The organism is Microbacterium sp. BG28, from assembly GCF_034044005.1.
GTDB lineage: Bacteria > Actinomycetota > Actinomycetes > Actinomycetales > Microbacteriaceae > Microbacterium.
In genome coordinates, this window is sequence record NZ_JAXCHA010000002.1 from 1 (window position 1) to 12003 (window position 12003).

Sequence of the window (12003 nt, forward strand, 5' to 3'; positions counted from 1 at the left end):
CGGCGGCCATAGCGAGAGGGAAACGCCCGGTCCCATTCCGAACCCGGAAGCTAAGCCTCTCAGCGCCGATGGTACTGCAGGGGGGACCCTGTGGGAGAGTAGGACACCGCCGGACTCCTTTTAGAAAGGGCCACCCAACGCTGGGTGGCCCTTTCGCGTTTGTGCACGCTTTTGCCGGAAGATCATACGCTTGTCCGTATGACGTCAGGCCTTCATCCGCGTAGCCGGCTCGTGCACGATGCTCTACGTGCTGCCGGCATCCAGGGTGAGATCGTGGTGCTGCCCGATGCGGCCGCGACGGCCGCTCTTGCCGCATCCGCGCTCGGCGTCGACATCGGTGCCATCGCCAACAGCCTGGTCTTCTGGTCTGACGGCGAGCCTCTGCTGGTTATGACCAGCGGCGCTCATCGCGTCGACACGGGTGCTCTCGCGCGGCGACTGGGGCGTTCGTCGATCGTCCGAGCGACGGTGGAGCAGGTCCGCGCGGCAACGGGGCAAGCGATCGGGGGAGTGGCACCCACGGGCCACCCAGCGCCGGTGGTGACCGTCGTCGACGAGGATCTCGCTCAGTACGACCGGATCTGGGCGGCCGGTGGCACACCGCACACCGTGTTCCCGCTGACGTTCGATGAGCTCGTGGCACTCACACGTGGCGTGGTCATGAAGGTCGACGCGGCCTAGCGTGGTGTCCGGAGACTCCACTCGTCCACGACGGGCGGAGCCTCGGGCCAACGAGCGCCCGGGATGGGGAACGTGGCCACGGCGCACGTTGTCATCATGACGTCACGCCCCGCCAACTCGGATGCCAGCTCGCTCAGGCCGGGATCGTGGGCGACGATGAGCACGCTCGCTTCTCCCGTCGCGACCGCCGCGTCCCACAGCTCGTGAACGCTCGCGCCGTACAGCTCGGGCAAGGTCTCGAGAGGCACGTCGAGCGCCGTTGCGAACGACTCGGCGGTCGTGCGGGCGCGCAGCGCCGTACTGCTGAGCAGGCGCGCGGGACGGAAACCGGTCTCCGCGAGGGCGGCAGCCATCAGGGGCGCATCGCGCTGACCGCGATCGTTCAGCGGGCGTTCGTGGTCGCTCAGCCCCGCCGTGCCCCAATCGGACTTGGCGTGGCGCACGAGGACGAGCGTGACCATGTTCTCGCCACCTATCCCACGTAGACCCAGGCGTCACGTCCGCTCTGCAGCACGACCGCCACTCGCGTGTACAGCGAGACTTCGTACTCGTCGGCCGCGTCGAGCTCGTCGAGTGTGAGCGCCAGCACGCGTCCGGTGACTTTGTCGCTGGTGTTTCCGGTGCGGCGCAGGACAGGATGTGTGGCCAGGCCGGAAAGGGCCACGACACGCGTGTCCTCGATCTCCGTGTACTGAACGTGATACCCGGCGAGCACGTCCTTCGTCGAGTCGATACGGCGACCGAACACATCGAGCTGCACCTGCGGGAGCAGGAGCGTCCCGTAGGAAAAGAGACGCTCGGACGTCGCCGTGGTGCTCATCCCGCCCCCCTAGGCCCCGAAGACCGCGTGCGCGATCGCGAAGATCGTCAGACCCGCGAGAGATCCCACGATCGTGCCGTTGAGGCGAATGTACTGCAGATCGCGGCCGACCATGAGTTCGATCTTCTCCGTGGTCTCCTCGGGGTCCCACCGTTCCACGGTGTCGGTGATGACAGAGGCGATGTCGTGTCGGTACCGCTCGATGACGAACACCGCCGCATCCGTCACCCAGCCGTCGACGCGGCCGCGCAAGGCCTCATCCTGCTCGAGACGGCGACCGACATCCGTCAGCGTCTCGACCAGGCGCCGACGCAGCCCGCTCTGAGGGTCGCTGAGACCGCGGGTGAGACCGTTCTTGGCGGTGCGCCAGGCCTCACCGGCCAGCTCGCGGACCCGAGGCGAGTCGAACACCGTCGTCTTCGCATCTTCGAATCGTCCGATCGTCGCGGCATCATGCTGCAGGTTGTCCGCCAGACGCGCGAGATAGCCGTCCACCGCGTGCCGTGCCGGGTGATCGGGATCCGCACGCACAGCAGCGACGAACTTGACGGCCTCGTGATACGCGGCCTCATCGATCAGCGTGTGCACCATCGACGGAACCCACGAGGGAAGACGGCGGGAGATCAGGCCTGTGAACGCGGCGCGGTTCGCTCGTAACCACGTGGCCATGCTGTCTGCGGCGAGATCCACCGCGCCGTGGTGCGCGCCGGAGTCGACCATGCGCTCAAGCCAGCCGCCGAGCGGCGGACCCCAGTCGGGGAGGACCAAGTGCTCACGGGCGAGGTCGCCGAGCAGCTGCTGCACATCGTCGTCGCTGAGCGCCTCGATGACGTTCGCGGCGATCGTCGCGCCCTCGGAGGCGACGCGCTCGGCGTGCGCGGGTTGCGACAGCCAGGCGCCGAGACGGGCGGAGAGCGAGAAGGACTCGAGCTTGCCGCGGATGACGGGGGCGGAGAGGAAGTTGGTCTCGACGAACTCGCCGAGCGTGCGTCCGATCTCGTCCTTGCGGGTCGGGATGATGGCCGTGTGCGGAATGGGAAGCCCGAGCGGCCGGCGGAACAGCGCGGTCACCGCGAACCAATCCGCGAGGGCTCCGACCATTCCGCCCTCTGCCGCCGCACGCACGTAAGAGAGCCACGGATACCGGCTCTGCAAGGCGAAGGCGATCACGAAGACGACCGCGAGCACGATGAGGGCTCCGAGTGCGATTCCCTTCATGAGCCGCAGCCCGCGCAACCGCTCTCGGTCGGCGTCGCTCAGCAGTGCTGTCGGTGTGCGGGGCATTTCGTCATCCTTCCACGGCGTACTCTGTCAGCGTGATCGACGACATCAAGAAGCGCGCCCTGCATCGCACAAGCATCCTGGAGGGGCAACTGCGCGGGGTGACCAAGATGATCGAGTCCGAGGAGTACTGCATGGACATCATCACGCAGTCACGGGCGATCCAGCGCTCACTGGAATCGTTGAATCGTCTGCTGCTCGAGAATCACCTACGCACCCATGTGGCGCACATGTTCGAGGAGGGTGGCCAGGACCGGGAGCGCGCCGTCGAGGAGCTGCTGCGCGCGTTCGATTTCGCGGGGAAGTGATCAGCTCGCCAGATCCCCGCGCTGACTCGTCCATCCGACGTCGAAGCTGCGGTTGCCGCTGATCGCCGCTGCGAACGGCTCCAAGGCCGACATGGTCTCCGCGTCCAGGACGAGCCCGGATGCGGGGAGCCACTCATCCACGTGTCGCGCGAAGCGCGAGCCGGGGATGGGGGCTGCCGTCACCCCGAGCTGCGCGGCACGCGTGAACAGCCACCCCAGCGCGAGCTGCGCACCGGTCAGGCCGCGCTGGCGCGCGAGGCCGAGGTAGTCGGCGCGGAGGGCTGCGTTGGCTACGAGGTTCTCGGCGGAGAATCTCGGGAACCGCGGCCGGCCGTCACCCGCGCCGATGTGCGCGGGGGAGAAGTCGTCGGTCAACCAAGCGCGGCTGAGCGGCGAGTACGGCACGAACCCGATCCCGAGCTCGGCTGCCGTCGGCACCACGGACGCCTCCACGTCGCGGCTGACGACACTCCACTCGGTCTGCACGGCGGTGATCGGATGCACGGCGTGAGCGCGGCGGATCTCGTCAGCCGTCGCCTCCGACAGCCCGATGTGGCGCACTTTGCCCGCGGTCACGAGCTCTGACATCGCACCGACCGTCTCCTCGATGGGAACGTGCGGATCGACGCGATGCTGGTAGTAGAGGTCGACGTGATCGGTGCCGAGCCGGGACAGGCTCTGATCGATCTGCTCGCGCACGTAGGCGGCGTCACCGCGGATGCCGCGGGAGCCGATCGCGCCGCCGGAGATGCCGAACTTGGTCGCCAGGGTGATCTCGTCGCGCCGGCTGGCGAGCAGCCGCGCGATCGTGCGCTCACTGCGGCCCGCGCCGTAGATGTTGGCCGTGTCGACGAACGTGAGCCCCGCATCCACCGCGTGCGTCAACGTCGCAAGCGCTGTCGCGTCGTCGACCGGTCCGTACACGTCGCTGAGGCTCATCCCGCCGTAGCCGAGAGCGCTGACCTCAAGACCGTCGCCGAGAAGGACCCGACCCACGGTGGCGCTCATTCGGGCGCCCCTTGCTGGATGGGCCCGAGCCAGGCGGCGGCAACGGCCGCGTGTGCGGACTCCGGGTCGGAAGGATGGAACTGACCGGCGAGGACGTCGCGGTAGAGGCGCCCCAACTCGCTGGACGAGAAGTACGACGAGCCGCCGGCGACGAGAATCGCCTCGTCGACGATGCGCTTGGCGCCCACGGCTGCGCGATGCTTGAGCCCGGACAGCAGAGAGAACCACCGTGCCCCGTGATCCACACCGGCATCCACGTCGTGAGCGAGCACAGCGATCTGGGGGACGAGTGCGTCATAGGTCAGCGCCATCTCCGCCACCCGCCAACGGATGTCGGGGTCCTGGCTGTACGCCAGCCCCGTCTTGCGCGAGCGTCGCCGCGCGGCGGTCTCGACGGCGACATCCAGCGCGCGTCGACCGATGCCTGTGTAGACGGACGCGACCAGGATCTCGAAGACGCTGAAGATGCCGAACACGATCGGATCGGGCTGGGGGCCGGGCGCGACCCGGCGCGCGATCCGGTCGGCGGGAGCGACGGCGTCGTGGAGCTCCGTGGTGCGGGACTGTGTTCCCCGCATGCCCACCGTGTCCCAGTCGTCCCGGGTGCGCACCGCATCCGAGCGCGGCACGAACCCGTAGACCAGTTTGGGCGCGTCGGGGGACGTGGTGTCGAGCCCGTGCACGCCGAGGTGCGTCCACACCGGCGCCATCGAGGTGAAGATCTTCGTGCCGCTGAACGTGTACCCGCCGTCAGGGAGGGGGACCGCCTCGGTGGCGCTGTCGAAGAGCACGAGGTCGTTGCCCGCCTCGCTGATGCCGAAGGCGAACACTTCGCCTGCCGCAGCGCCGGTCTGGACGAACGCGAGATCGTCGATTCCGCGCTCGCGCAGCACTTTGGCGACCCCCGTCCAGACGAGATGCATGTTGACGGCCAGCGCGGTCGCGGGCGCGGCCGTCGCCAGCCGCTGCTGCAGGATCGACGCCTCGGCGAGCGTCAGCCCCGCGCCTCCCCGATCGGAGGGCACGAGGATGCCGAGATATCCGGCCGCGCGCAGCTCGGCCAGATCTTCGTTCGGGAAGACGTTCTCGCGGTCGATGTCCGCTGCGCGCCCGCGGATGCGCTCGATCAGCTCATCGGGCAGGTAGGCGCTCGGATCGAACGTCATGCCAGTGCCTCCCGCAGCGCAGCCACGGTGGCTTCGGGGCGATCGCGATGCGGCGAGTGCCCGGCGCCGGCCACGATGGATCGTGTGATGCGGGGGTTGCCGGCGAGCACCTCGTCGGCACGCGGCCCCGTGAACAGGCTGTAGACGGCGGGATCGGACGCGATGACATGGGTGGGCACCACGAGGCGCGCGGTCGCATCCGTCACATCCCAGTCGGGGTTCTGCGCCAGCGTCTGCTCCACCGCCCACGTGCTCGCGAGCTGGGCCGCCTGTGCCTTCAGCTCGACGTCCTGCGGGTGCCAATGTGGATGCGCCGCCCGCACCTCTTCGATGGTGGGGGAGTCGAACGCATCCTGCTGACTGCGTTCGACGACCGCACGGTCGGCCGGCAGGAGGTACAGCGCGGGATCGATGAGGACGAGCCGCTTCGCCCACTCGGGATGCTCGGCCGAGGCGAGCGTGGCGGACGCGCCTCCGAGCGAGTGGCCGATGACGAGGTCCCAGGCGCCGCCGGATGCGGGAACCATCTGGCTCACGTCGGCGGCGTAGGCGGCGATCGTGTAGTCGAGCGCTCGCGGTGCAAGGCCGTGACCGCGCAGGTCGACGGCGACGGCATGCCAGCCGGCCTCGGCCAGGGCCGTTCCGAAGCGCCACATCAGGGCGCCGGACGATCCCAGCCCGTGCACGAGGAGGGCGTGGTGAGCGGATGCGGGGGAGCCCCACGTAAGGGTGGGAAGCGCGACGGATGCGGGCATGTCTACGAGCGTAGAACGCCTGCCGCCTCGTGCGCCCGTCTGCGTCGTTCCTGAGATTGCGCAGACGCCGACCGGCGCTCAGGTGATGATGGGCGTCGGCTCCGTGTCGGGGATGGGACTCGGGTCGCGATGGCGCAGATCCGGGAAGGCGCGGACGCACACCATGGCGACGAGCGCACCGGCGGCGGCGAAGCCCGCGGCCGCGATGAAGGCACCGGGGGCTTCGACCGCGTCGATGAGGAAGCCTGCGACGGCGGAGCCCGCCGCGGCGCCGATCAGCTGGCCGGTGCCGATCCACCCGTAGGCCTCCGCGGTGTCGGAGAACTTGACGCTCACGGAAGTGATCGCGAACAGCACCGCGAGGGCCGGGGCGATGCCGATCCCTGCGAGGAACAGGGTGCCCGAGAGCCACCAGATGTTGAGGGAGAACATGGTCAGCACCAGGCCGACGGCGACGATGCCCATGCGCCGCGCCATCGCCCATGGCCCCAGGGGCACGTGGCCGAACGAGAGGCCTCCGGCAAGGCTGCCGATCGAGAACACGGCCAGGACGATGCCCGCCTCGAGTCCGCCGTGGTCGAAGGTCGCCACGACGCCCGCCTCGACGGCGGAACAGGCGCCGATGAGCAGGAACCCGATGACGGTGGCCAGCAGCACGGTGGGGCGTGTGAGCACCTTTCCGAAGCGTCGCTTGCTCCGGGGGATGCGGACCCGGCCGACCTCGGGGGAGAGGATGAACCAGGTTCCGCCGCCGACGAGGATGACGGCGATCAGGACGAGCGCCTCCCACGTGCCGATCTGCGTCGCGATGAAGGTGATGACCACGGGGGCGATGATCCAGATGATCTCCTGCAGCGACGCATCCAGCGAGTAGAGCGGAGTGAGCTGACGGGAGTTGACCATCTTGGGATAGATCGTGCGCACGGCGGACTGCACCGGCGGAGTGGACAGCCCCGCGATGAGCCCGAACGCCATGAATCCGGCGACGGGAAGATCGAGCAGGCCGATGGCGAGGATCGCCAGCGCGCAGACGATCATCGTCAGGCTCAGCACGCGCCGCATCCCCCAACGACCCATCCATCGGCTGGTGACGGGGCCCGATACCGCCTGCCCGACGGAGGAGGCTGCGAGAACGAGCCCCGCGTACCCGTAGGAGCCGGTCACATGCTCGACGTGCAGGAGGATCGCCAGGCTCGTCATCCCGTTCGGGAAGCGCGCCGTGAGCTGTGCGGCGATGATGCGCGCCACCCCCGGGGTGCGCAGCAATTCCTGGTATCCGGCCATCCCTTCAGGATATCCCGGCGGGCGCTTCGGCCGCCGGACGGATGCGCGGTCGCGACACGCCGCGACACGCCGAACGCGGTTATCCACCGAGCGGGATCGGGGCGATGCAGGGCCGGTGTGGATGGTTTCGTCGTTCATCGAGGATTCGCCCGTGATTCAGGGATTTTTCAGGTCGCGCGACGCGCCGCGGCTGTGGATGAAACGGTGGACAACCTGTGTTGTATCTGGGGAGAGCGGCGCGAAAATCACACGGATGTAACTACTACCCCTTGTGGTGCTATCCGATGTCCGTACCCATATGTAGTATTGAGGTCCCGGCGACGAGAAGTGCTGGGAACAGGTCCGTCCGAGGGGAGAGAGAGGTCGACATGGCGATCACCGTCTACACCAAGCCGTCGTGCGTGCAGTGCAATGCCACCTACCGTGCACTGGATTCGAAGGGCATCGAGTACGAGGTCCTCGACGTCTCGCAGGACCCTGCGGCTCTCGAGCAGGTCAAGGCCCTCGGTTACCTGCAGGCTCCCGTCGTGATCACCGACGAGGACCACTGGTCGGGCTTCCGTCCCGACAAGATCGACGAGCTGGCCGCGCGCCTGGCCTGACCGATGGCAACCGCTGTCGCAGACCAGGTCGGCGCGGTTGCCCACTCCCTCCGTGAGCCCGCCCCGTCGGCTCCGCTCCTCGTCTACTTCTCGAGCGTGTCGGGTAACACCGCGCGTTTCATCGAGAAGCTCGGGATGCGGGCCGTGCGGATCCCCTTGCGGCCCACGGATCCGACCCCTCTCATCGACGAACCCTTCGTCCTGATCACGCCCACCTACGGGGGCGGTCAGGGAAGGGGCGAGGAGCGGGGAGCGGTTCCCAAGCAGGTGATCCGGTTCCTCAACGACGAGGCCAACCGCTCCCTGCTTCGCGGCGTGATCGCCGCGGGCAACACCAACTTCGGTGAGCACTACGGGCTCGCCGGAGAGATCATCAGCCGAAAGTGTCGTGTGCCGCACTTGGATCGGTTCGAATTGTTCGGCACGCCAGAGGACGTCGAGCGCATCGGCGAAGGATTGGAACGATGGTGGAAGCAGCACTGAAGGACTTGAGCTTCAAGACCGAGGCGCGTTTCGAGGGACTGGACTACCACGCCCTCAACGCGATGCTCAATCTGTACGACGCGAACGGGCAGATCCAGTTCGACGCCGACAAGCGTGCCGCGCGGGAGTACTTCCTGCAGCATGTCAACCAGAACACGGTGTTCTTCCACTCGCTCAAGGAGCGCCTCGACTACCTGGTCGAGAAGGAGTACTACGAGCCCGGTGTGCTCGCGAAGTACCCGCACGAGTTCATCCAGGAGCTCAACGACCGTGCCTACGGCAAGAAGTTCCGCTTCGAGACCTTCCTCGGCGCCTTCAAGTACTACACGAGCTACACGCTGAAGACGTTCGACGGCAAGCGCTACCTCGAGCGCTTCGAGGACCGCGTCGTCATGACCGCCCTCGCGCTCGCCGACGGCGACCAGAAGCTCGCCGTGCAGCTGGTCGACGAGATCATCTCCGGCCGCTTCCAGCCGGCCACCCCCACCTTCCTCAACGCGGGCAAGGCGCAGCGCGGCGAGCTCGTCTCGTGCTTCCTGCTGCGCATCGAAGACAACATGGAGTCGATCGCCCGCGGCATCAACTCCGCGCTGCAGCTCTCCAAGCGCGGCGGCGGCGTGGCGCTGCTGCTGTCCAACATCCGCGAGTCGGGTGCACCGATCAAGCAGATCGAGAACCAGTCCAGCGGCATCATCCCCGTCATGAAGCTGCTCGAAGACAGCTTCAGCTACGCGAACCAGCTCGGTGCGCGTCAGGGCGCCGGTGCTGTCTACCTGTCGGCGCACCACCCCGACATCATGCGCTTCCTCGACACGAAGCGTGAGAACGCCGACGAGAAGATCCGCATCAAGACGCTCTCGCTCGGTGTCGTCGTTCCCGACATCACCTTCGAGCTCGCCAAGAACGGCGAGGACATGTACCTGTTCTCGCCGTACGACGTCGAGAAGGTCTACGGCGTGCCCTTCGGCGACATCTCGGTCACCGAGAAGTACCGCGAGATGGTCGACGACCCGCGCATCAAGAAGACGAAGATCAACGCGCGCGACTTCTTCCAGACGCTCGCCGAGATCCAGTTCGAGTCCGGCTACCCGTACATCATGTTCGAGGACACGGTGAACCGGGCGAACCCGATCAAGGGCCGCATCAACATGTCCAACCTCTGCAGCGAGATCCTGCAGGTGAACACGCCGACGACGTTCAACGAGGACCTCTCGTACGACCAGATCGGCAAGGACATCTCGTGCAATCTGGGCTCGATGAACATCGCCCTGGCGATGGACGGCGGCGACCTCGGTGAGACGGTCGAGGCCGCGATCCGTGCCCTGAGCGCGGTCAGCGACCAGAGCCACATCCGCTCGGTGCGTTCGATCGAGGACGGGAACGACCGGTCCCACGCGATCGGCCTGGGCCAGATGAACCTGCACGGGTACCTGGCGCGCGAGCACGTGCACTACGGCTCTGAAGAGGGCCTGGACTTCACGAACATCTACTTCTATACGGTTCTCTTCCACGCACTGCGCGCCTCCAACGCGCTCGCGATCGAGCGCGGTCACGCGTTCGACGGCTTCGAGGACTCGACGTACGCCTCGGGTACGTTCTTCGACAAGTACCTCGAGCAGGAGTGGGTGCCGCAGACGGAGAAGGTCAAGGAGCTGTTCGCCGGACACCACATCCCGACGCAGGGCGACTGGGCGGAGCTGAAGGCGTCGATCCAGAAGCACGGCATCTACAACCAGAACCTGCAGGCGGTGCCGCCGACCGGCTCGATCTCGTACATCAACAACTCGACGTCGTCGATCCACCCGATCGCGTCGAAGATCGAGATCCGCAAGGAAGGCAAGCTCGGTCGCGTCTACTACCCGGCGCCGTTCATGACGAACGACAACCTGGAGTACTACCAGGACGCGTACGAGATCGGCTACGAGAAGGTCATCGACACGTACGCCGCCGCGACCCAGCACGTCGACCAGGGCCTGTCGCTGACGCTGTTCTTCAAGGACACCGCGACCACGCGCGACATCAACAAGGCGCAGATCTACGCGTGGCGCAAGGGCATCAAGACGATCTACTACATCCGCCTGCGGCAGATGGCGCTCGAGGGCACCGACATGTCCGAGTGCGTCAGCTGCATGCTCTGACGCACACCGCGTCTCGACTCGCTCCGTTCGCTCAACGACCGATCTCTGCAAGGACACCGACATGACCCCCGAGAAGCTGAAGCTGATCGACCACGTCCAGGCGATCAACTGGAACCGCATCCAGGACGACAAGGACCTCGAGGTGTGGAACCGCCTCGTGAACAACTTCTGGCTGCCCGAGAAGGTGCCGCTGTCCAACGACATCCAGTCGTGGAACACGCTGACGCCCGACGAGCAGACGCTCACGATGCGCGTGTTCACCGGCCTCACCCTGCTCGACACGATCCAGGGCACGGTCGGCGCGGTGTCGCTGATCCCGGATGCGCTGACGCCGCACGAGGAGGCGGTGTATACCAACATCGCGTTCATGGAGTCGGTGCATGCCAAGAGCTACTCGTCGATCTTCTCGACCCTCGCGTCGACGCCCGAGATCGACGACGCGTTCCGGTGGTCGGTTGAGAACGAGAACCTTCAGAAGAAGGCGCACATCGTCATGGACTACTACCGTGGTGACGAGCCCCTCAAGCGCAAGGTCGCCTCGACCCTGCTCGAGTCGTTCCTGTTCTATTCAGGCTTCTACCTGCCGCTGCACTGGTCGGCCAAGGCGAAGCTCACGAACACGGCCGACATCATCCGCCTCATCATCCGAGACGAGGCTGTGCACGGTTACTACATCGGGTACAAGTTCCAGAAGGGCATGGAGCTGATCACGCAGGCCGAGCGCGACGAGATCAAGGACTACACGTTCTCGCTCCTGTACGAGCTCTACGACAACGAGGTGCAGTACACGCAGGACCTCTACGACGCCGTCGGGCTCACGGAGGACGTCAAGAAGTTCCTGCACTACAACGCCAACAAGGCGCTCATGAACCTCGGCTTCGAGGCCATGTTCCCCTCGACGGTCACGAACGTGAACCCGGCGATCCTGTCGGCGCTCTCGCCCAACGCGGACGAGAACCACGACTTCTTCTCGGGCTCGGGCTCCTCCTACGTCATCGGCAAGGCCGAGGCCACCGAGGACGAGGACTGGGACTTCTGAGCCCCGCGTGATTCCGCGGCCGTGCCGCACCGAGAAGGCCCCCGCGGGGCGCTCCCACGAGCGCTCAGGCGGGGGTCCTCTCGTTGGTGCGACGATTCTGCGCCCTCACCCGTCTGCGCAAAAAAAGTCCCGGCCAGCAGTAATTTGACTTCCCTCGGAAGCGGGCTATGGTCGAAGGTCATCCGCCAGCCACTCAGGGGAAGCGAGTCCACATGTCCAAGAAGACGCCGAACACGCGAGGTGCCAAGAAGGCCCCGCAGCTGTCGATCAAGGAGAAGCGAGCAGCGAAGCGCGAGAAGCGCGAGCCTGAGCTGTTCCTCAAGCCGCGCAAGGATGCCGGCCGCTGACCGACCGGCAAGAGAGGGGTGGATGCTCGTCGTCCGCCCCTTTCTCATTGCGCAGGAGCTGAGCGACCGCATCCCGGCGTCCAGCTGTGAA

Annotated in this window: 14 protein-coding genes and 1 rRNA gene; 8 read left to right on the plus strand and 7 right to left on the minus strand. The window is 66.6% G+C overall.

The annotated features are described in order from the left end of the window. Together rrf and SK224_RS05610 are read left to right on the plus strand one after the other, a co-directional pair. Positions 1 to 115, plus strand: a 5S ribosomal RNA gene (gene rrf, locus SK224_RS05605); the annotation flags it as partial. A gap of 83 nt (positions 116 to 198) precedes the next feature. Beyond that, positions 199 to 681, plus strand: coding sequence for a YbaK/EbsC family protein (locus SK224_RS05610; protein WP_320433799.1), 483 nt, complete (start codon positions 199 to 201; stop codon positions 679 to 681). Here the strand turns inward: SK224_RS05610 and SK224_RS05615 are convergent. Genes SK224_RS05615 through SK224_RS05625 form a run of 3 tightly spaced genes read right to left on the minus strand, consistent with a single transcriptional unit; the run spans position 678 to position 2785 of the window. Beyond that, positions 678 to 1142, minus strand: coding sequence for a SixA phosphatase family protein (locus tag SK224_RS05615; RefSeq protein WP_320433800.1), 465 nt, complete (start codon positions 1140 to 1142; stop codon positions 678 to 680). The genes SK224_RS05610 and SK224_RS05615 overlap by 4 nt on opposite strands. 11 nt (positions 1143 to 1153) lie before the next feature. Next, the gene (locus SK224_RS05620) at positions 1154 to 1501 is read right to left on the minus strand and encodes a gamma-glutamylcyclotransferase family protein (RefSeq protein WP_320433801.1); all 348 of its coding nucleotides are present in this window, start codon (positions 1499 to 1501) and stop codon (positions 1154 to 1156) included. Positions 1502 to 1510: 9 nt separating this feature from the next. Beyond that, positions 1511 to 2785: a DUF445 domain-containing protein gene (locus tag SK224_RS05625; RefSeq protein WP_320433802.1), complete on the minus strand. Its 1275-nt coding sequence runs from the start codon at positions 2783 to 2785 to the stop codon at positions 1511 to 1513. A gap of 32 nt (positions 2786 to 2817) precedes the next feature. Between SK224_RS05625 and SK224_RS05630 the strand changes: the two genes are divergently transcribed. Then, positions 2818 to 3090, plus strand: a complete 273-nt coding sequence (locus SK224_RS05630) for a metal-sensitive transcriptional regulator (RefSeq protein ID WP_307324068.1) — start codon at positions 2818 to 2820, stop codon at positions 3088 to 3090. On the opposite strand, the gene SK224_RS05635 is transcribed toward SK224_RS05630, so the two are convergent. The 4 genes from SK224_RS05635 to SK224_RS05650 form a co-directional block, all read right to left on the minus strand. Then, positions 3091 to 4098 (minus strand): aldo/keto reductase, encoded by a 1008-nt coding sequence (locus SK224_RS05635; protein WP_320433803.1) that lies wholly within the window; start codon positions 4096 to 4098, stop codon positions 3091 to 3093. It lies immediately after the preceding gene. Further along, the gene (locus SK224_RS05640; RefSeq protein WP_320433804.1) at positions 4095 to 5264 is read right to left on the minus strand and encodes an acyl-CoA dehydrogenase family protein; all 1170 of its coding nucleotides are present in this window, start codon (positions 5262 to 5264) and stop codon (positions 4095 to 4097) included. Before SK224_RS05640 ends, SK224_RS05635 begins: the two co-directional genes overlap by 4 nt. Continuing rightward, on the minus strand, positions 5261 to 6019 hold the full coding sequence (locus SK224_RS05645; protein WP_320433805.1) for an alpha/beta fold hydrolase: 759 nt from the start codon (positions 6017 to 6019) through the stop codon (positions 5261 to 5263). The genes SK224_RS05640 and SK224_RS05645 overlap by 4 nt, the downstream gene beginning before the upstream one ends. A 78-nt stretch (positions 6020 to 6097) precedes the next feature. Continuing rightward, complete coding sequence (locus SK224_RS05650) at positions 6098 to 7303, minus strand: MFS transporter (RefSeq protein ID WP_320433806.1); 1206 nt, start codon at positions 7301 to 7303, stop codon at positions 6098 to 6100. Positions 7304 to 7671: 368 nt separating this feature from the next. On the opposite strand from SK224_RS05650, the gene nrdH reads away from it, so the two are divergent. The 5 genes from nrdH (at position 7672) to SK224_RS05675 (ending at position 11912) form a co-directional block, all read left to right on the plus strand. Continuing rightward, positions 7672 to 7905 (plus strand): glutaredoxin-like protein NrdH, encoded by a 234-nt coding sequence (nrdH, locus tag SK224_RS05655; protein WP_137417590.1) that lies wholly within the window; start codon positions 7672 to 7674, stop codon positions 7903 to 7905. A gap of 3 nt (positions 7906 to 7908) precedes the next feature. Further along, entirely contained in the window at positions 7909 to 8388 is a 480-nt protein-coding gene (gene nrdI / locus SK224_RS05660; RefSeq protein WP_234074938.1) for a class Ib ribonucleoside-diphosphate reductase assembly flavoprotein NrdI, read from the plus strand. Continuing rightward, entirely contained in the window at positions 8370 to 10526 is a 2157-nt protein-coding gene (gene nrdE / locus SK224_RS05665; protein ID WP_320433807.1) for a class 1b ribonucleoside-diphosphate reductase subunit alpha, read from the plus strand. The genes nrdI and nrdE overlap by 19 nt, the downstream gene beginning before the upstream one ends. A gap of 61 nt (positions 10527 to 10587) precedes the next feature. Continuing rightward, a complete protein-coding gene (gene nrdF / locus SK224_RS05670; protein WP_137417587.1) occupies positions 10588 to 11565 on the plus strand; it encodes a class 1b ribonucleoside-diphosphate reductase subunit beta in 978 nt (325 codons plus the stop codon). 212 nt (positions 11566 to 11777) lie between these two features. Then, entirely contained in the window at positions 11778 to 11912 is a 135-nt protein-coding gene (locus SK224_RS05675) for a hypothetical protein (protein ID WP_274285860.1), read from the plus strand. The last annotated feature ends 91 nt before the right edge of the window (positions 11913 to 12003 follow it).

Excerpts from the sequence above, each read along its gene's own strand:
- SK224_RS05610 (WP_320433799.1), top strand. The coding sequence starts at position 199 with ATGACGTCAGGCCTTCATCCGCGTAGCCGGCTCGTGCACGATGCTCTA.
- SK224_RS05615 (WP_320433800.1), bottom strand. The coding sequence starts at position 1,142 with ATGGTCACGCTCGTCCTCGTGCGCCACGCCAAGTCCGATTGGGGCACG.
- SK224_RS05620 (WP_320433801.1), bottom strand. The coding sequence starts at position 1,501 with ATGAGCACCACGGCGACGTCCGAGCGTCTCTTTTCCTACGGGACGCTC.
- SK224_RS05625 (WP_320433802.1), bottom strand. The coding sequence starts at position 2,785 with ATGCCCCGCACACCGACAGCACTGCTGAGCGACGCCGACCGAGAGCGG.
- SK224_RS05635 (WP_320433803.1), bottom strand. The coding sequence starts at position 4,098 with ATGAGCGCCACCGTGGGTCGGGTCCTTCTCGGCGACGGTCTTGAGGTC.
- SK224_RS05640 (WP_320433804.1), bottom strand. The coding sequence starts at position 5,264 with ATGACGTTCGATCCGAGCGCCTACCTGCCCGATGAGCTGATCGAGCGC.
- SK224_RS05645 (WP_320433805.1), bottom strand. The coding sequence starts at position 6,019 with ATGCCCGCATCCGTCGCGCTTCCCACCCTTACGTGGGGCTCCCCCGCA.
- SK224_RS05650 (WP_320433806.1), bottom strand. The coding sequence starts at position 7,303 with ATGGCCGGATACCAGGAATTGCTGCGCACCCCGGGGGTGGCGCGCATC.
- nrdH (WP_137417590.1), top strand. The coding sequence starts at position 7,672 with ATGGCGATCACCGTCTACACCAAGCCGTCGTGCGTGCAGTGCAATGCC.
- nrdI (WP_234074938.1), top strand. The coding sequence starts at position 7,909 with ATGGCAACCGCTGTCGCAGACCAGGTCGGCGCGGTTGCCCACTCCCTC.
- nrdE (WP_320433807.1), top strand. The coding sequence starts at position 8,370 with ATGGTGGAAGCAGCACTGAAGGACTTGAGCTTCAAGACCGAGGCGCGT.
- nrdF (WP_137417587.1), top strand. The coding sequence starts at position 10,588 with ATGACCCCCGAGAAGCTGAAGCTGATCGACCACGTCCAGGCGATCAAC.
- SK224_RS05675 (WP_274285860.1), top strand. The coding sequence starts at position 11,778 with ATGTCCAAGAAGACGCCGAACACGCGAGGTGCCAAGAAGGCCCCGCAG.